Below are 18,109 nucleotides of genomic sequence, written 5' to 3'. Positions count from 1 at the left end.
TGGGGCGGTGTGGGGTTACTGCCACGGGTCGTTTCGTGCTCGCCATGCTGTGGGGGTCATGCCTGTCCAGCGCTTGAAGGCGTGGCTGAAGGCCGTGGGGTCGGTGAAGCCGAGGCGGGCGGCCACTTCGGTGTGGGGTAGGCCCATGCCCAGCAGGTCGCGTGCCTTGGCCAGACGGGCGTTTGTGGCCAGGTCGCGGTAGCGGGTGCCGTCGTTGGTGAGTTGTCGGCGGAGGGTGCGTTCGGACAGGCCGAGGGTGGTGGCGATCTCCGCGGCGCTGGCGGTGGGGTCGCGGGCCAGGGCGGCGCGGGTGCGGGCGGTGGTGTCGTTGCTGAACATCAGGGCGCACTCGCGCAGGGCGTGGGCGTGCGCCGCCGGGTCGGCGGAGGGGAGGGGGGTCTCCAGGACCGCGCGGGGGATGCCGATGGCGGTGATGTCCTGGTCCCACTGGACTTCGACACCCCAGAAGGCGTCGACCTGGGTGGCGTCGGGGGGCTTGGCGCAGGCCATGCGGACCGAGTCGACGGGGGTGGGGCGGCCGAGCAGCTCGCGGTTGATGATCGCCGTGGTGACCATCATCCAGGTCAGGACGAACGGGCGGACCGGGGGCGGCAGGTGGCTGCCGTCGAAGGCCAGGTGCGTCACCCCGGGCTCGGGCAGCGCCCGGATGCGCACCAGGGTGTCGGCGGTGGCGGTCAGATCGAGCGACAGCGCCAGCGCGGCCCCCAGCGTGGGCGCCGTGCGCATCGCCTGCCCCCAGGCCGACACCGCCCCGACGTGGAAGTCCAGCCCGGCCTCCACCGCGGGCCCGAGCGCCCCGCCCAGCGCGGCGGCGAGGTTCGCGACCAGCACGAACTCGTCGGCGCGGGTCGGGGTCAACCGCGGGTCGGACAGGTCGGAGACGGTGTACTCCGACCCGACCAGCAGCACCGCCTCCGGCACGCGGTGGCGCCGGGCCAGCGCGACGACCACGAGCATCCTGCCGCGCGGCCACGCCGCGGCGGCGCTGCCCTGCTCTTCCTGGTTCACCACCGCATCATCACCGATGGGCCGCCGCGAAGTCAGCGCCCATCCGACGAAGGCCTAGGACCGAGCGAGCAGGTCCCCGCGCTCCTGCGCGCCCAGGGAGTCCGCCACCGGGGCCCAGAAGTCCTCCCCGGGCGTGGCCGACAGGTCCAACCTGCCCGACTCGCCGTCCAGCCCCAACCGCCAGGAGTGCAGGGCCGTCCGCGGGTGCTCGCCGCCGCGGTCGAAGAGGGGGTCGCCGTGGAGGGGGTGGCCGGTCCAGGCGAGGTGGACCCGGATCTGGTGGCGGCGGCCGGTGCGGGGGCGGGCGGCGAGGAGGGTGTGGGTGTCGTTGGACCAGAGGGTGGTGAACTCGGTGGTCGACGGGTAGGTGCGGGTGTCGAGGACGTCGGCGGGGTCGACCGTCCAGGTGTCGCCCTCGCGGTGGATGGACTCGCGGGGGGCGGCGATGCGGACGCGGTTCTTGCGGCCGACGCTGAGCGGGAGGTCGATGGTGCCGCGCGCGGGCAGCCCGGTGGTGGCGGTGATGGCCAGGTAGGCCTTGTCCGCGGTGCGCTTGGCGAACTGCCTGGTCAGCCCACCGTGCGCGGGAAGGGTCCTGGCGAACAGGATGAGACCGGAGGTGACCTTGTCGATGCGGTGGACGGGGAACAGCTCCTCGCCGTCCTCGGCCGCCATCCGCACCAGGTCGGTGTCGTGGCGCTCACCGGTCACCGACACCCCCGCGGGCTTGTTCAGCGCCAAGACCGACTCGTCCTCGACCACCAGCGTCCGTGCGCGCAACCGCGCCCAGGGTTCCATCGTCGTCGGCTCTCCTCCGGTGCGGCCAAACGAGCATACATCGTCCACAGCCCCCGAACCTGCTTCTGCAAACTCACCACATGAGACCAATTCTCAGTTCTCTCAAACTGCGGCGCTTTGAAGGAATTACTTGATTAATCCGGCTATAACTCTGTCTGACAGTTGTCTCAGCTTTCAGGCCGGTTCGTGTAGACGTGCTAGTAGATTGCCTCATGACTCACCCGGCAAGTTCCCTGCCCGTCCGCGCTCCACCTCGAATTACGGCTACCGCGTCGTGGCTGTGGATGCTTTCAAGGTTCCGCACCCGCACTTCGTGCTGCAAACCACGCTTCCTGCACTGCGCGGCGACGTCGCGGGCCATATCTTCCACGAAGGCGGGGTGGTCGTATGCGAGCATCGTCAGAACCCGCTCGTCCGGTCGTTTTACCAATGGCACGACAGGTGCCGAGCCGGTGTGCTCAAGCATCGAGAGGGCGTCCGTCACAGGCAAGGGGTAGGGCAGGTCGCCAGTCCCCTCGATGGACAGGGACACCTGGCTTCGCTGGTTGTGGGCCCCGTAGTCGGAGATCGTCTTCGAACAGGGACACAGACTGGTGACCTCGGTGTGGGTGGTCGTGACAACGGAACTACCGCTGTCGTCCAATGTGCCGGTCAACTCCAAGTCGTGGACTACCATCGATTCCAGGCCGGACGCTGGGGCGGTGACTGGACGGGCGATGCTGAGACGGGCAGAGATCGTGATCCCGGGCGCGTCGAGGAGGTCAGCGCCGAGTTTCAATATCTGAGGCAAGCGGCGGGGGTCGAGCGTCCCTACATGGTCGTGCACGAGCGCGACCATGCGGCTCATGTGCGTGCCGCGGCGCTCTTCCTGCAGTCGTACGGTGACAGCGAAGTCCGCGATCGTGCTCTGGCGAAGCGAACCGTCGTCGAATGCGACCGGGTAGCGCAAGCCAGCGATCCCGACCTGGTCCACTGCGATGCCACGGAGATCGATCTCACTTTGGACGTCATGCACCGGTTGTACCCCTGTAAACGCAACCGGACGTGCAAGTTTCGCGCACCGCTACGGCGTTGAGGTGGGGGAGGCCTGGTGCCAGACGGTCCCAGATCCACACCGCGAGGTTCTCGCTGGTGGGGTTCTCCAAGCCTGTGATGTCGTTGAGGTAGTAGTGGTCCAGTTGGGCCTCGATCGGCTTGAAAGCCGTCTTCACGTCCCCGAAATCCATCACCCATCCCGCATGGGGGTCCACGGGGCCTTCTACGTGCACGACAACCCGGTAGGAGTGACCGTGCAGCCGTGAGCACTTGTGGCCCTCGGGGACGTTCGGGAGACGGTGCGCCGCCTCGAAGGTGAACTCGCGGTAGATCTCCATCACTGAATTCCCAGGTACTTGTGCGTTTGTAGGGACAGCGACCACTTGGGGTTCTTCAGGCAGTACTCGACCGTGGCGCGGGTGTTGCTGTCCCGCTCAACGCTGTCCATCGGTTGAAGCCTGAAGTGGTTAAAGTCGAGGTGCTCGAACTGCGCGGGGTCACCACCGGCCTGCGGATAGACCAACTTGAGTTCGTCGCCGCTGGTGAGGACCAGGTCAGCTCCGATCTTTGGGCTGACGCAGATCCAGTCCAACCCCTCGGGGGCGGCGCGTGTCCCATTAGTCTCCACAGCGATTTCGAAGCCGCGGTCGTGCAAGGCGCCCACAGCGGCTTCGTCGAGCTGCAGCAGGGGTTCTCCGCCGGTGCACACCACGAAACGCTTCTCCGGACTTTCCGACGGCCAGTTCGCCGCCACTGCCTCGGCCAAGTCATCGGCGGTGCTGAACCGGCCGCCCCCCACCCCATCGGTGCCGACAAAGTCGGTGTCACAGAACTGGCAGATGGCGCGCCCGCGGTCCTCCTCCCTGCCCGTCCACAGGTTGCACCTGGAGAATCTGCAGAACACCGCGGGTCTGCCCGCATGACTCCCTTCACCCTGCAGGGTGTAGAAGATCTCTTTGATCAAGTAGGTCATGCGATCACATTCTGGTAGGGCGCGGGGTCGGACTGCCCGAGTTCGGCGAAACCCTTCAGGCGCAACAAGCATGTGTCGCACTTGGCGCACGCGCGCCCCTGCTCGTCGGGGTCGTAGCAACTCGAGGTGATGGAGTAGTCGACGCCCAGATCGAGTCCGGTGCGGATGATGTCGGCCTTGGACATCTCGATCAGCGGCGAGTGCAGCGTGAGGCGGGTCGTGCCCTCGACCCCTGCCTTGGTGGCGAGGTTGGCCATCTCCTCGAACGCTCGCATGTACTCGGGCCTGCAGTCCGGGTAACCGCTGTAGTCGACGGCCGTGACGCCGGTGAAGATGTCGGTCGCCCCGACGACCTCCGCGTATGCCAGCGCGTACGAAAGGAAGATCGTGTTGCGGGCGGGGACGTAGGTGACCGGGATCGTGTCCGAGTCGATCTCGTCGACGCTGTCGCGCTTGGGTACCGCGACATGCGATGTGAGCGCCGAACCGCCGAACACTCGCAGGTCGATCTCGGCAACAACGTGGCGAGCCGCACCCTGAGTTCGAACAACGCGCTCGGCGGCCTGGAGTTCGACGCTGTGCCGTTGGCCGTACCGGAAGCTTAGGGCGTATGGCGAGAACCCTTGAGCACGGGCGATAGCGAGGACGGTGGAGGAGTCTAGTCCACCGCTGAGTAGTACGATCGCCGGTCGTTCCACCGACGTCACCCCCTTATTGGCATGATCAGTCCGGTGCATCCTAGCTTGCTATCTGGCAGTAGAGTCGGATGCGCTCGCGGCTAGTTGGACACGAGAGGCTTAGGGGCATTGAGGGAACTATCTGTGGTGGTGACCTGTACGGAGCGCAAGGTCGCTGCGGCCTCCTCCCACCTTCAGGTGCGGACTCTCCCGGCGGGAGGCGTCGAAGGGCGGTTGGATGAGTGGCATCGGAGGCTGATGACTGCGGACGCGCCTGTCGAGCTACTGCGCCTCTACCAGGGCGAGCACTGGACCAGCGCTCGCACGTTGCTGGACTTGGCCGAGGTGGCGGGCTTCGCTCCCCGCCTGTGGGTGGCCTCGGCTGGTCTCGGTCTGCAGCCTGTCTCCGCCGCCTTTCCGCCCTACGCCGCGACCTTCAGCCCGCGACACCTGGACACCGTGGCGCCGACCTGGGTCGACCGCAGGCTGTGGTGGAAGGGACTGCGCAAGCGCATAGGCACACCCGCGCTGGCAGACCTCGGTGGTCGCCGAGCGGTCCTGCTCGTGCTGTCCGAGGGGTACGCCACCGTGCTCAAGCGGGAGATTCTCGATCTCGTGGGTTCCGCTGACGAGGTTGTCCTGATTGGCGGTGCTGAAGACCTCCCTGGTGCCTTCCGCGTCCCTGCCGACGGTGCCCTGCGCACCGAACTAGGGGGAACGATGACCGGCCTCAACGCGCGGATGGCTGGAGCGTGGCTGAGCAAGTGCGGCCACGGCTCCCTGATCTCACCGATCACGAGAGGAACGTGGTCGAGGTGGGTGAACAAGGTGCGCATCGAGGTCAAGTACGAACGGTCGGCGATGACCGACGACCAGGTCAGGCTCTTCATCCGCGATGCGATGGTCGGTGACCCTGGCCTGTCTAGGACCAGGTTGCACCGCATGCTGCGGGAGAGCGGTCGAGCGTGCGAGCAAAAGCGCTTCGCTCAACTCTTCGCCGAGACGATGGGAACACCGTGATCAAGCGTCGTGCGCTGCGGATCAAGCAGCACCCCACGATCCCGCTCTACGTGTTCGCGCTGACTGCGGAGGAGGTGGCCAAGGTCGCCGACGTCGCCCGCATCTCGCGGGACGCGGCGGGCAAGTTGCTGGGCTACCAGCGGCCGGAAAAGCGCCAGCACGTCAGACAGATCCTGGAATACCTGGACGGTGAAGATGTGCTCTTCCCGAATGGGCTGATCCTCGCCCTGCCCAACTCCGTACGGTTCCGGTCGAAACGCGGTCCAGCGGGGTTCGATGACGGGCTCACTGAGAGTGGGACGATCGAGATTCCCGTCGTCGCTTCCGACGACGAGCCGCGACCCGCGTGGATCGTCGACGGTCAACAGCGCAGCGCCGCGCTGGCGCGCACCCGGAACTCCGGCCTGCCGGTCATCGTCGCAGGCTTCGAGGCAGAGGACCTCGCTACGCAACGCGACCAGTTCCTCCGGGTCAATACCGTGTCACCGCTGCCGACGAACCTGGTGGCCGAGTTGCTGCCGGAGGTGTGGACACCACTCCCGGCGAAGCTGTCCGCGCGAAAGTTGCCCTCCGCGCTCGTTGACATGTTGAACCAGGACCCTCAGTCGCCGTTCGAGGGTTTGGTCAAGCGTGCGTCGACGGCGGCGGACAAGCGCAGCGGCGCCGTGGTGGTGGACAACAGCCTCATCACTGCCATCGAGGAGTCGCTGAACTCCTCGTCCGGGAGCCTGTTCCTCCACCGAAACCTCTCCACCGGCACGACGGACACCGGTGCGATCCGCCGAATCCTCATCTCCTACTGGTCCGCGGTTCGCGACACATTTCCCGCTGCTTGGGGACTTACGCCCGCCAGGAGCAGGTTGATGCACGGGGTGGGGATTCGCGCCATGGGCAGGCTCATGGACCGAGTGATGGCGCACGTGGATATCAACGCCGACGACTTGGCCGGACAAATCCGGGCCGAGTTGGCGCCGCTCGCGCCCAAGTGCTGCTGGACGAGTGGAAGATGGGACGAACTCAACACCCCGTGGAACGAGTTGCAGAACACTCCTCGGCATATCAGCACGCTGTCCAACTTCATCGTTCGCGAATACGTGAGTTCGAGGTCGAATAAGTCGTGAAGTTTTTTTTTCCAGATAGTCAAGATCTTGTCAGTCCAACCTACGATTTCATCCATGATGAATACCTCGCCACCCGGGTGCGGCAGCGCGACGACGTTTACGCCCATGAGGTAGTAGTCCCCGCGCCGTATGACGGCATACTCGTCAGCAAGGCCATAGTCGACCCGTCGACCGGCAGGGGAGCGGGGAAGTACGCTGCCCCCCAGCGCGCGCGATTGTATCGCTTGGGAGTGCGCAAGTATTTCAGGCTGCCAGCCGAGATGACGAGCCTGGGGGATTGCGGGGCGTTCAACTACATTGACGAGGAGTACCCTCCTTACACCGTCAACGAGGTGCTGGACTTCTACGAAGAGTGCCAGTTCAACGCCGGTGTCAGCATCGACCACGTCATCTTCGGATTCCTGCCCCTGGCCGGGGATGCGGACGTCGACCCGGCTTGGGTCAAGCGGAGGCACATTTCTCTCGATCTCGCTGAGAAGTACATCGCCGAGGTTCGCGACCGGCGAATTGACCTTGAACCGGTTGGCGCCGCGCAGGGGTGGAGTCCGGCGAGCTATGCCGACAGTGTCGAACGCCTGCAGCAGATGGGATACCGGCGCATCGCCCTCGGTGGGATGGTGCCCCTGAAGACGCCCGAGATCCTGCAATGCTTGCGAGAGATCTCGCCGCGCTTGACCGGCGGGACCGAGTTGCACTTACTGGGGATCAACCGGTTGGACAGTATGGAGGAATTTGCCGTACATGGTGTGACGAGTTTCGACAGCACCTCAGTTTTTCGACAAGCTTTCATGGATGACCGAAACAATTATCACACAAGCGGTGCTTCTTACGCGGCCATCCGAGTCCCCCAGGTCGATGGGAATCCTGCGCTCAAGCGTCGCGTGCTTTCGGGTGTGGTGGCGCAGTCCGAAGCCATTGCCGCAGAACGCGCTAGTCTGTCGCTGCTGCGAGCGTATGACCATGGTGGCGTCGGGATAGAAGAGGTCTTGGAGGCGCTTGGGAATTATGAGAAACTCGTCTTGGGGTCGGACTCGAAGAAGAAATCGTACATGGATCACTACCGGCGAATATTGGTGGAGCGTCCGTGGAAGGAGTGTCCTTGTGAACTCTGCAAGTTGCACGGAATCGAAATCATCATATTCCGGGGCACCGAGCGTAACAAGCGGCGTGGATTCCACAATCTGAGCGTTCTCGAAATGAAGATGAGGACGTTGGTGCTGCGCTGAGCGCCGACTTGGCTGCGCTCCTCGGTGGCCGTCCGACGCTGGCTATGATGTGCGCTCCCGACCTAGGAGTGTCCCGTGGCCGACCGCTACACCCTGCGCCTACCTGCTCTGGAGGTGCGCCAGGGCCGTCGACGGATCTACTGCTTCGCCATCGACGGGAAGAAGCTGCACAGCTTCGCCGCGGTCTCCCGGATCCGTCGAGGTGACGATGAGCAGTTGTCCGGCTACCAGCGGCCCGAGGTGCTCAGCCACATCCGAGGCATCCAGCGATATCTCGAGTCCGATGGGGCGATGCTGCCCAACGCCATCGTCGTCGCCTTCGACAACCGGGTCGAGTTCATCCCCGCCATCATGCAGGGCGAACTGGTCGACTACTCGGTCGCCGGGGAGATCGTCATCCCGGTCGACGAAGCACTCGCCGACGCGGACAAGGTCGCGTGGCTGGTGGACGGCCAGCAGCGAAGCGCGGCGATCCGCGACGCAGACCTGGCAGAGTTCCCCGTTGCGGTCGTTGGGTTCATCGCGGACACCGAAGAGGAACAGCGTTCTCAGTTCATCCTGGTCAACTCGACCAAGGCTCTGCCCAAAGGATTGGTCCACGAACTGCTGCCGGACACCACCGGCCACTTGCCACGCGCCTACTTGAAGCGGAAGCTTCCCGCCCAACTGATGACCCGGCTGAACGGTGACAAGCGGAGCCCGTTCTTCCGGATCATCGCGACTCCAACTGCCCCTGACGGCTACATCAAGGACAACAGCATCCTGAAGATGGTGGAGCACAGCTTGTTCGAGGGGGCCCTATACCAATACCGCAACCCCGTGGACGGCTCCGGCGACGTCAAGCGAATGCTGTTGCACCTCATCGAGTTCTGGACCGTGGTGCGGGACACTTGGCCCGATGAGTGGTCTAAGGCACCTCGCTACTCCCGCCTCACCCACGGCGTCGGAATCCAGTCCCTGGGCTTCGTCATGGACACGGTGACTGACGACCAACCCGCTGAGGCCGTCAAAAGTTCCTCACTCGATCGCGCGATTGAAGATTTGAAGCCGCATGTCGCGTGGACCTCGGGCACGTGGAAGTTTCCAGATGGAGAAGAGCGGCGCTGGAACAACCTCCAGAACACGCCCAACGATGTGCGACAGTTGACTGCTCACCTGCTGCGTGTGCTCAAGAAGCGGTAGGTTGCCCAGTCCTGCTCATCGGAAGGTTTCCCTAAGCCTCGCACCGCCGGGCGGAGCAGGGAGGCCGACTCGCTCCCATCCGCGTGTTCCACGCTTGCCGAGCGGCATTGTTCTGGATGATGAAGCCCGTCGCGGCGTGCTCGGTGCATCGGGTGGCCAGGACGACGTCATCGGCATTGCGCGACTTTTGCTCAGCGAGTCTGTCCCCACCTTGTCGTGTGACAGGCTCACCTTGAGGTTCTTGGCCTGCCTCGTCAACTCGCCCGCCACCACAGTCAGCACGGCAGATTCAAACGGTGGAAGCATTTGCCTCGAGGAATCCGGTAAATGCCTCGCTGAGCTTCTTCCAATCGTGGAGTTTACGGGGTCGGTCGTTGATCTCTGCGGCGACCGCGGCGAGTTAGGTGAGATCGTCGGTGATCTCCAACCCTTGAGCAGGTACTTCCGCACGATGCGGTTGAGGTCCTCATTGTCGCCGCGTTCCCAGGATGAGTGCGGGTGGGCGAAGAACATCGGTAACCCCGTCGCCGTCACATCGGCGTGCAGAGCCATCTCCGAGCCGCAGTCCCATATCAACGAACGTCTGACCGTGGCCGGGAGATCGCTGGCGGCGACGATGATCGCCTGGGGCACCGTCAACGAGTCCCGCCCCGTCAACGGGACCAGGTTTAGGGACCTGCTGGTGCGCTCGACCAGGGTCGCCACTGCGGTCCTGCCGCCCTTGTCAATCACCATTTCTCCCTTTGAATGGTCAAGCACGACACGCCCCTCGACCTCGTCAGGGGTGGTCGTCTAGGTCGAGGGGTTCCCGGATCCATGGGGCCGGAGTCGGCTGTGGATCGGTGCGCCGAGTGCGGCCAGTGCGCAACGCGATCAACTCCCGGCGCAGGGTCGCGACCGGTTGCGCGTGCACCCACTGATAGATCGCTTCGTGACTCGTCGGGCACTGGGCCGATGACAGCGTGCCAACCGGTCCGCATTTGAGGCCGATGACCAGCCCAAACGCAACAACGACCACACCCACGACCGCATCCAGACCGATCGGTCCACCGCCATCGCCTTCGGCCGGGAACGAGTCACCGTCGCCGCGGTGTCGGCCGCCCGATAACCCTCCCGGCCACCGTGACGGTCCACCTCACGCGAGACCGCAGACGGATCACGACCGATTCGCATCGCGATGTTCCTGGAGTCCCACAACTCCACCAAGCCCCGGGAGATCTTCTCCGATCAACCAACGTCACCATCCTGCGCGCGACAGGGAACCTTCCCCGCCGAACACCAAGATCACATGCTACGACCGCCTAACCTGCGCAGTTCTTCAACCTCTTCTCGAACCGGTTCAATTCTGGAGCGAAGTTCCTCGCTCGGGCACGGTCTTGTGGATGGAATCGAGCACGTCCATCTTCTCGTGTCTCGACGAGTTCCGACCTGACGGCAGCTGTTCTCGGTTGCGTACCCGCAGCACCCGCTGTCGCGGCCTGCGCCCACGCACTTTCGGTTGCTGCGGCGATGGTGTCTTCCAGGGGAACCGGAGGTAGAAATCCGCTTCCGCTACCTGCAGGTTGAAGCCGTCCTCGCCTGCCCCGTCCATGACCAGGAAACGGCGACCTGGCCCCGGTTTGCCCCACTCCTGCACGACTGCATTCGTTCGTGTTCTCCCCCCATCAATGCGCGGAGGTACTGGACCAGTAGCGGTGTCAACTGTTCGGGGCCACAGAAGACCACCGAGCGTTGATGCTTCCGCAGTGCGGGAACCAGTGCCGAGGTGAGTGAGGCCAGGCCAAGTGTCTGCCCTGTGCGCATAGGTGGACCGCTTCGAGGTCTGAGAGCAGTTCCGCTTCGAATGCCATGACCGGAGCGATGGTGAGCGCGCCATTCGTGTTCAGGGAGTCCCGCCTGCTCGGCGGCCGCCTTCTCTGATCGAACCCGCCACCGGAGAGCATCGGCGAGGTCGTCGACACTGACCCCGCTGCGCGTTACCAGCACCTTGATCGTCGCGCTCAGTTCCATTGCCTGCTCGGCAGTCGGTTCCGGGTACCCGTCGACTGCCTTGTAGTACCAGTTCAGAACCGTGGATGCGGCGGCGTCGTGCGCGGGGGAGTCGAGGTCGAGAACGGACGACGTTCGCCTCCGGGAACCTCGTAGCTGAGAAACCCGGCATCCGGGTCTTCCTCCAGCACCGTCGCGCGACGGTTTCGGATGACTCGTCGGGTGCAAGCGGCAGGTCTCGCTGATGTGCGCGCGAAGTTCTTCGACCTGCGTGTTTAACTCTGATTTAATTACTCCCCCCCCGGGCGTGGCTCGTCGAGCAAGTCGAGCACGGCTTGCCCCGGGGTTCGAAGTGGGTGTTCTCGGCTCTGAGGAGTTCGCGGATGTCGTTGATGGACGTCGCCAGATACATCGAGACCCGCGGGTTGAGGCTGTAGATGCTGTCGGCCAGTTCTGCTCGGCGTTTGTACCGCTCCTGGAACTTGGAGGCATCCTCCCCGTTAGCGATGTGATACCCGGGTGACGATCGGACGAGGTGTCTCCCGGTAGGTGCGCTGCAAGCCCGGGATGTGATGGTGCTTGTTGTGTGGTGCCCTCGGCAAGATTTTCCTGCGCCCTCACCTACGAGCGCAGTGCGGCGCTCTGGTTCGTGGAACGGCAAAAAGCACCGACTGCGGGTCGGTGCTTGGTGGTGCCCCCGGGCGGGTCCACACAGCATCCACACGAACACGTACCCGTCGTGAACTGCGGGTTTCTGCGGTGGTCGCTGTTGTGCGCCGCCGCCGCCGTAGACCGTCGACCTCTGGCTAGGCCGCAGACGCGACGACGAACGCCCGGTCTAGGTCATGTCTAGGTCGGGTGTTCGTCGTTCCGCTGTGGCCGCGTGTGAGCGTGCATGTTGTTGGCGGGTTGTCCTTTGACCTGCGGAGCTACACTTGGTTACCGATTGGTCCGTTAACGTAGTCGGGGCGTACGAACGGGAGGCATCAGATGGCTGTTAGGGGTGCGGCGCGCACGGTGTTGGAACTGCGCATCAGGCAACGCCGATTGAGTTTCGAAGAATTTGCCGAACAATTGGAAGTGTTTGCCCGTGAGAATGGTGAAGTGGGCACGCTGGGTTTGCGGCACATACAAAGGCTGTGCGCGGGCAAGTTGACACCGCATCAGTTGCGACCGGCCACTATTCGATTGTTGGAAAAATATCTCGAATGTTCTGCGGAAGAGCTTCTTTCTCCGCCCGAGGTGTCTGTTTCGTCGGTTGAGCGGACTAAGGAGAAGTCGCCGCGCGGGAGTAGTGCGTTGGCAGTCGTTCGGAAACGGCGGGGTTATTCGCAAGAGAGTTTCGCTCAGGAAATCGGTGTGGAGTTTTCGACTGTCGGGCGATGGGAACGCGGGACGCACCAACCGCATCCGTGGATGCGCGCAAAGATTGCGAAACTCCTGAACGTCACGGTCGATCAATTGGCCGATCTACTTGAAACATCCAGCCAAATGGAGGACGGGGTGAACCGACGCGAATTCATGGGGATCGCCGCAGGAACCACGCTGAGCGCATCGACGACGTTCCGCCCGCCACTATCCTCCCGTGCGGGTGAAACCGACCTGCGTTACTTGTTGGAGCGCACCGCGCGTTTGCGGCGTCTAGACAACTATTTGGGGGGCCGGGACACCTACAGTCTGTACGCCTCAGAATTGGCTTCGACGGCCGAATATGTGCGAAACGTCAGTTGCTTGCCGAAGATCCGGACAGCATTGACCGGAGTAGTGTCGGAACAGGCTCAACTCGTCGGTTGGGCTGCATTTGACGCAGGAATGCACGCTGAAGCCAAGAAACACTACAGCGACAGTCTGAAGGCGGCAAAAGAGGCGGAAGACGCCACGTTGACTGGAAATGCACTCGCTTTTCTTGCCTATCAGGAAGTAAGTACAACCGGACCGAACATCCGTCTTGCCGAAGCCTCGTTCGCGGCCGCCGAGAAAGACGCCACACCAAGAGTTCGCGCTCTATTGCTCGAACGGAAAGCGTGGACATATGCCGTTGCTGGAGATCGTCAAGCAACGGAAAAGGCGCTGACGGAGGCCAAACTGGCGCTACACTCGGAAAGTAGCCGCCCCGAACCGGACTGGGTATTCTGGGTTGACGACAACGAGATCGAAATAATGGCTGGCCGATGCTGGGCCGAATTGCATCGTCCTCTGCGCGCGGTATCCGTCCTGGATACCGCTCTGGCGCGATTTGACGACACCCAGGCACGCGACAAAGCCCTGTACATGACTTCGCTCGCACACGCACTGATCGACGGTAAAGAAATCGAACGCGCAGCACTGGTGACCCAGGAGGCAATGCGTCTCGCTCAGGGGGTCGGATCGGCCCGACCTTCGGCGCGAATCCGGGGCGTCGTTCACAGGCTTCAAGATTTCAAGAACTCCGCCGCCGTGACCCGGGTCCTGGAACAAGCGCGGAACTAGTTTTACGATTCGACCGTATTGCGCAACCAGTAGAAATAGGCTTCGGTGCCGTCGATCATCTCGACTGCCGTAATTTCAGGATTATCCCACGGATGTTCGGAAAGCAAATGATCTCGCAAGTCGGCATAGCGACTCATCGTGCTTTTCAGGACAACTTGCCACTCCTGACCGTCGCCTAGTTCGCCGTGATGCCAGAAGACAGACATGACCGGTCCGATCACCTGGGCGCTGGCCGCGAGGTGCGCCCCAACGGCGGAGCGCGCAAGGCGCGCGGCGGCTTCCTGGCTGTCGGCAACCGTCGTAACCTGGAGGAAGTTCGACACGTGGCGCAGCATAGCCGCCGTGATCGCCTACCCGATCTTGACGGCCGATGATCTCGACATTGCGATATGCCGACCGGTACGCAAGTAGTAGATCTACAACAGTACCAGCGCCAGCGTGGAAGGATGCACTAACCGCGCAGGTCAGGCCCCTACTACCGTCCATGTGGACGATCTTGGCGGGCGGTGTGGCACCACTATCCGATGTAGACTCAACGGTTGTTGCCATTGGGGGTTCACCTGGGGGTTCATACGGGGGTTCACTTGGGGGTTCACGTTAGAGCGCCACTCCTGCTGAGTGGTGTTTCCCCTGCTGGGGTGGGGTGTAGGGGGTTCAGTTGGTATCCCAGACTCATGTACAGGAACGTCATGTGACACACGTTCGCGCCGGGTGGCGCGGCGGGGTGATGACCGTGGTCGGTCGGTGGTGGGCGCGGCAAACGTTCCGACCAAGATTATTTGTTCTTGCATGTCCCCAAACGGCGTTACTTTTGGAGTTCAGCAGTGTCATCGGGTCGCGGTCGCGCGATCCGCCGCACGACTGCCAGGAGTCGCGCTCATGCCTGCTGAACCTGTCCGCCGCCACCCTGACCCGGCCGGACCCGATCTGACGGCGTACAGCGGCTGTGAGTGGCCGTTTCGGCTGCCCGTCGCGCTACTGGCCGCACTGGCGGGCGCGTTGTCGGTGCCGGACGGCGGGTTCACCGTCGATCCGGCCACCGGGGCCGCCGTGACCGGCGGCTACGCAGTGTCGGTCGATCCCTACTGCGAACATATTTTTGACCAGCCCGTGACCGCCGAGGATCTCGCCGCCTACCTGGTCACCGCGCATCGGGCGTTGCGGCTTCCCCGGCGCGTTCTGGGCGGGTGGCGCGACCCGGATTCCGGCCGTGTCCACCTGGATGTGTCGGTGGTCGTGCCGACATTGGCGGAAGCGCTGGAACTGGGGCGGTCCGCCGGGCAGCTCGCCGTGTTCGACCTCGCCGCCGGGAAATCGATCCCGATCGCCTACGGCGACGGCGCGGTGGTGATTCCGTTGCGGAAAAAGGCTGGTATTTCGGGTGATGATCGGCCGGAATTCGTGACCGATGATACGGGGTGGCGGTATGATGAAAAGCGCAGGGGCAAGCCGGATCGGTTCTATTTCGGCACGGTGACCCGTGTCGGCGGAACTCAGGGTGAACGGATTCGTGGGAACCTCGCCGCCGTGCTCGCCGAATTGCTGACCTGGGCGAGTGAATGGGATGAACAGGGTTCCCGCGAGGAAAGGAAGGCAGCGTGACCACACCGGATGACCCGGCAGGCAACCCGCCCGCCCCCGGTATAACCCGCCGGACGGTATCGCTTGCGGCGTCGGTTCCCGTGTCCGGACCCTCGGGGTTGTCAGATTACGCGGTGTCCCCGTTGGGTACGCCGTTGACGCTCATGCGGGATGAAATCCGCGTCGCGTGGTTGGGGCGTACCTCGACCGACGACAACCAGGACCCGCGCCAATCAGCGATGCGGCAATTGGGCAACAGTCGCGCGGCGCTGCCAGAATCGTGGGTGATCGTCGCACATTTCTACGATGTGGAGTCCGGGCGGCTCGAACTCGACCAGCGCGGACAGGGCACCGACTACGCCAAGTGCGACATCCCGATTCCGCGTGACGGCGGGGTCGCTGACTTGTTGGCGGAATCAGGGCACCCCGGACGGCGTTTCGACGTGGTGATCTGCGAAAGCGTGTCCCGTGTCGCCCGTCGCACGTTTGAGGGATTGTCGATCGAGCGGGAATTGGAGAATTCGGGTGTTCCGCTGTTTGCCTCGAATGAGCCGATCACGCTCACCGGCAGTCGCGCGCAACGTATCCTGCAACGACGAATCAATCAGTCCGTGGCGGAATACGAGGTGTTGAACACCCTCGAACAATCATGGGGCGGACTGTGTACCCACGTGCGCGAGGGATGGAACATCGGCAAACCCCCGTACGGCTACAAGGCGAAAATCTACCGCCACCCCAACCCGAGCAAGGCGGACAAGGGGCAGACGAAAACACGCCTCGACCCGGACGGCGCGCACGCCGAAACCGTGACACAAATCGCCCTGTGGCGGTATCACGACGGCATCGGCTACGACACCATTGCCGACCGGTTGAACGCCGACCCGCTGAAATACCCGCCACCCGTGCCGCCCGGTGGGAAGCGGGCGCGCGGCGCGTGGGGAAAGACCAGCGTCTATGAAATCCTGCGCAACCCGAAGTACACCGGATACCAGGTGTTCAACCGGCGCGCGTCCCGCTCACGTGGCGGAAAGGTCAACGACTCCGCATTGTGGGTGTGGTCCAACGAACCCGCGCATGAGCCGCTAATCCCCAAATGGCTGTACGACGAACTGAACGCCCACCGCCAGCAACGGCGCGGTTCCCGCGACGACAACGCCCCGAACACGCACCCGGAAACGCTCCGCACCTACGTGTATCGGGGAATGCTGTTCTGCCAGTGCGGACGGCGCATGAACGGCAACGTCCGCCACAACGCCGCCTATTACATGTGTTGGCCGAAGAACAACAACCGGGGACGCCCCGACAAGTACGCCGGGCATCCGAAAGCCGTCTACATCCGGGAAGACGCCGTGATGGGCGCGGTATCCCGGTTTTTCGCCGAACGGGTTTTCGGTCCCGACCGGCGCGCGGCGCTCGCCGCCGACCTGTCCACTGTGGATGATCGGGAAGCGCGAGAACGCGACGCCGAACGCGACCGCCTGCGGCGGGTGCTCGCCGACCTCGCCCGCCGCCAGAATTCGATCATGCGCCAAGCGCAAGACGGTGACCCCGACGACCCGTTCACCCGCGCCCTGCGCGGCACCTACAACGATCTCGAAGCCGAACGGCACGCCGCCCTGTCCGCCGTCGCCGCGCTGGACGCCGCCGACGACGCCGCACCCGCCCGACCCGACACGGCGGACGTGGACCTGCTGGACGTGCTTCCGTACCTCACCGGGAACCTGTCCGACGCACCGGAACCGTTGCTGCGCAAGCTCTTTGAGGCCGTCAGCCTTACCGTCCGGCTAGCCGACGACGGCGACCACGTGATCATCAACATACGACTACCCGGCGACACCATGCCCGACATCATCAGCACGGCCGAAACGATCAACAACCTGACCGGCAACCCACACGAAACGCCAGGTCACAGTGTGACCGGCGCTCGTGTGGATGCTGTATGTGCCCCCGGCAGGATTCGAACCTGCGCTCCCGCCTCCGGAGGGCGGTGCTCTATCCCCTGAGCTACGGGGGCCCGTGCTCGTTCGGGACGAAGCTTAGCGCATGGGGACAACCTGGTTGTGAGCGGGAGGGGGTGCCCGGAAGCGGGCCTCCGGGTGACCGGGTTTCGGGAGATCGGGCGGGGTTGCCCGGATGGGTTGCCCGAGTGGGCCGGGTTGGCTGTCCGTTTGTGCCCGGGGGGCGGGTGGGGACCTGGTGTGGCGGTGTGACGTGCGGCATGGTGGGGGTGCGTGGGCGGTCGTGGCCTGCGGGGATGTTGGGAGGCAGCGTGGCCGGGGTTCGGTATGAAGCAGCGTCGCGGGTGTATCCGGGGGCGCCGCCGGTGCGGGCGGTGGATGGACTCGACCTTGAGGTTGCCGACGGGGAGTTTCTCGTGCTGGTTGGTCCGTCCGGGTCGGGTAAGTCGACCGCGTTGCGGATGCTCGCTGGGTTGGAGGATGTCAACGAGGGCACGATCCGTATTGGTGAGCGGGATGTGACGAATGTGCCGCCGAAGGGGCGGGATATCGCGATGGTGTTCCAGTCGTATGCGTTGTATCCGCACATGACTGTTGCTCAGAACATGGGTTTCGCGTTGAAGTTGCAGGGGTTGCCGAAGGTGGAGATCGCGGCGAAGGTGCTGGAGGCGGCGCGGCTGCTGGATCTGGAGAAGTTCTTGGAGCGCAAGCCGAAGGCGCTTTCCGGTGGGCAGCGGCAGCGGGTGGCGATGGGGCGGGCGATCGTGCGGGATCCGGCGGTGTTCTTGATGGATGAGCCGTTGTCGAATTTGGATGCGAAGTTGCGGGTGGAGACGCGGGCGAACATCGCTGCGTTGCAGCGTCGGTTGGGTACGACGACGATTTATGTGACGCATGATCAGGTTGAGGCGATGACGATGGGGCATCGGGTGGCGGTGCTCAAGGATGGGTTGTTGCAGCAGTGTGACACGCCGCGGGCGTTGTATGACCGGCCTGCGAACGCGTTCGTGGCGGGGTTCATCGGCTCGCCCGCGATGAACCTCGTCGAGGT

Annotated in this window: 15 protein-coding genes, 1 tRNA gene and 1 pseudogene; 8 read left to right on the top strand and 9 right to left on the bottom strand. The window is 63.9% G+C overall.

Annotated features, from left to right (window positions below):
- Positions 1–15 precede the first annotated feature (15 nt).
- The 6 genes from GCL84_RS17425 to queC all read right to left on the bottom strand — a co-directional run bounded on the left by GCL84_RS17425 (position 16) and on the right by queC (position 4,533).
- Positions 16–1,029: a helix-turn-helix domain-containing protein gene (locus GCL84_RS17425; protein ID WP_156756550.1), complete on the bottom strand. Its 1,014-nt coding sequence runs from the start codon at positions 1,027–1,029 to the stop codon at positions 16–18.
- 54 nt (positions 1,030–1,083) lie between these two features.
- Positions 1,084–1,827 carry an RluA family pseudouridine synthase gene (locus GCL84_RS17420; protein ID WP_156756549.1) on the bottom strand — a complete coding sequence of 248 codons (744 nt, stop codon included), beginning with the start codon at positions 1,825–1,827 and terminating at the stop codon, positions 1,084–1,086.
- Between the two features lie 217 nt (positions 1,828–2,044).
- Entirely contained in the window at positions 2,045–2,842 is a 798-nt protein-coding gene (locus GCL84_RS17415) for a GTP cyclohydrolase I FolE2 (RefSeq protein WP_156756548.1), read from the bottom strand.
- On the bottom strand, positions 2,835–3,200 hold the full coding sequence (queD, locus tag GCL84_RS17410) for a 6-carboxytetrahydropterin synthase QueD (protein WP_156756547.1): 366 nt from the start codon (positions 3,198–3,200) through the stop codon (positions 2,835–2,837). The genes GCL84_RS17415 and queD overlap by 8 nt, the downstream gene beginning before the upstream one ends.
- The gene (gene queE, locus GCL84_RS17405) at positions 3,200–3,835 is read right to left on the bottom strand and encodes a 7-carboxy-7-deazaguanine synthase (protein ID WP_156756546.1); all 636 of its coding nucleotides are present in this window, start codon (positions 3,833–3,835) and stop codon (positions 3,200–3,202) included. The genes queD and queE overlap by 1 nt, the downstream gene beginning before the upstream one ends.
- Positions 3,832–4,533, bottom strand: coding sequence for a 7-cyano-7-deazaguanine synthase QueC (gene queC / locus GCL84_RS17400; protein ID WP_156756545.1), 702 nt, complete (start codon positions 4,531–4,533; stop codon positions 3,832–3,834). The genes queE and queC overlap by 4 nt, the downstream gene beginning before the upstream one ends.
- 237 nt (positions 4,534–4,770) lie before the next feature.
- Here queC and GCL84_RS17395 point away from each other — a divergent pair, with 237 nt between their 5' ends.
- The 4 genes from GCL84_RS17395 to dbpB (GCL84_RS17380) all read left to right on the top strand — a co-directional run bounded on the left by GCL84_RS17395 (position 4,771) and on the right by dbpB (GCL84_RS17380) (position 9,061).
- On the top strand, positions 4,771–5,532 hold the full coding sequence (locus tag GCL84_RS17395; RefSeq protein WP_156756544.1) for a hypothetical protein: 762 nt from the start codon (positions 4,771–4,773) through the stop codon (positions 5,530–5,532).
- Positions 5,529–6,653, top strand: coding sequence for a DGQHR domain-containing protein DpdB (dbpB, locus tag GCL84_RS17390; protein WP_156756543.1), 1,125 nt, complete (start codon positions 5,529–5,531; stop codon positions 6,651–6,653). The genes GCL84_RS17395 and dbpB (GCL84_RS17390) overlap by 4 nt, the downstream gene beginning before the upstream one ends.
- Complete coding sequence (dpdA, locus tag GCL84_RS17385; protein ID WP_156756542.1) at positions 6,650–7,879, top strand: tRNA-guanine transglycosylase DpdA; 1,230 nt, start codon at positions 6,650–6,652, stop codon at positions 7,877–7,879. The genes dbpB (GCL84_RS17390) and dpdA overlap by 4 nt, the downstream gene beginning before the upstream one ends.
- A gap of 75 nt (positions 7,880–7,954) precedes the next feature.
- Positions 7,955–9,061 carry a DGQHR domain-containing protein DpdB gene (gene dbpB / locus GCL84_RS17380; RefSeq protein ID WP_156756541.1) on the top strand — a complete coding sequence of 369 codons (1,107 nt, stop codon included), beginning with the start codon at positions 7,955–7,957 and terminating at the stop codon, positions 9,059–9,061.
- 15 nt (positions 9,062–9,076) lie between these two features.
- Here dbpB (GCL84_RS17380) and GCL84_RS31005 read toward each other — a convergent pair whose 3' ends face one another.
- A complete protein-coding gene (locus GCL84_RS31005; RefSeq protein WP_407924406.1) occupies positions 9,077–9,796 on the bottom strand; it encodes an IS30 family transposase in 720 nt (239 codons plus the stop codon).
- A 2,274-nt stretch (positions 9,797–12,070) separates the two neighbouring features.
- Here GCL84_RS31005 and GCL84_RS17370 point away from each other — a divergent pair.
- A complete protein-coding gene (locus GCL84_RS17370; protein WP_197523318.1) occupies positions 12,071–13,519 on the top strand; it encodes a helix-turn-helix transcriptional regulator in 1,449 nt (482 codons plus the stop codon).
- Between the two features lie 2 nt (positions 13,520–13,521).
- Here GCL84_RS17370 and cutA read toward each other — a convergent pair whose 3' ends face one another.
- Positions 13,522–13,842, bottom strand: coding sequence for a divalent-cation tolerance protein CutA (gene cutA, locus GCL84_RS17365; protein ID WP_235926361.1), 321 nt, complete (start codon positions 13,840–13,842; stop codon positions 13,522–13,524).
- A gap of 556 nt (positions 13,843–14,398) precedes the next feature.
- On the opposite strand from cutA, the gene GCL84_RS17360 reads away from it, so the two are divergent.
- Complete coding sequence (locus tag GCL84_RS17360) at positions 14,399–15,121, top strand: hypothetical protein (protein ID WP_235926359.1); 723 nt, start codon at positions 14,399–14,401, stop codon at positions 15,119–15,121.
- A gap of 143 nt (positions 15,122–15,264) precedes the next feature.
- Positions 15,265–16,407 (top strand): annotated as a pseudogene (locus GCL84_RS30115) (recombinase family protein); the annotation flags it as partial.
- A gap of 635 nt (positions 16,408–17,042) precedes the next feature.
- Here the strand turns inward: GCL84_RS30115 and GCL84_RS17350 are convergent.
- Positions 17,043–17,114, bottom strand: a tRNA-Arg gene (locus GCL84_RS17350).
- A 255-nt stretch (positions 17,115–17,369) separates the two neighbouring features.
- On the opposite strand from GCL84_RS17350, the gene GCL84_RS17345 reads away from it, so the two are divergent.
- Positions 17,370–18,109: ABC transporter ATP-binding protein (locus GCL84_RS17345; RefSeq protein WP_156756537.1), on the top strand; the 740-nt coding region annotated here is incomplete at its 3' end.

It is taken from the genome of Actinokineospora pegani (assembly GCF_009745975.1).
GTDB lineage: Bacteria > Actinomycetota > Actinomycetes > Mycobacteriales > Pseudonocardiaceae > Actinokineospora > Actinokineospora pegani.
This window is presented reverse-complemented; position numbering and strand designations above follow the sequence as displayed.

What these genes read in the sequence shown, in the direction of transcription:
- GCL84_RS17420 (WP_156756549.1), bottom strand. Translation starts at nt 1,827, where the DNA reads ATGGAACCCTGGGCGCGGTTGCGCGCACGGACGCTGGTGGTCGAGGAC.
- queD (WP_156756547.1), bottom strand. Translation starts at nt 3,200, where the DNA reads ATGGAGATCTACCGCGAGTTCACCTTCGAGGCGGCGCACCGTCTCCCG.
- queE (WP_156756546.1), bottom strand. Translation starts at nt 3,835, where the DNA reads ATGACCTACTTGATCAAAGAGATCTTCTACACCCTGCAGGGTGAAGGG.
- GCL84_RS17395 (WP_156756544.1), top strand. Translation starts at nt 4,771, where the DNA reads ATGACTGCGGACGCGCCTGTCGAGCTACTGCGCCTCTACCAGGGCGAG.
- GCL84_RS31005 (WP_407924406.1), bottom strand. Translation starts at nt 9,796, where the DNA reads ATGGTGATTGACAAGGGCGGCAGGACCGCAGTGGCGACCCTGGTCGAG.
- GCL84_RS17360 (WP_235926359.1), top strand. Translation starts at nt 14,399, where the DNA reads ATGCCTGCTGAACCTGTCCGCCGCCACCCTGACCCGGCCGGACCCGAT.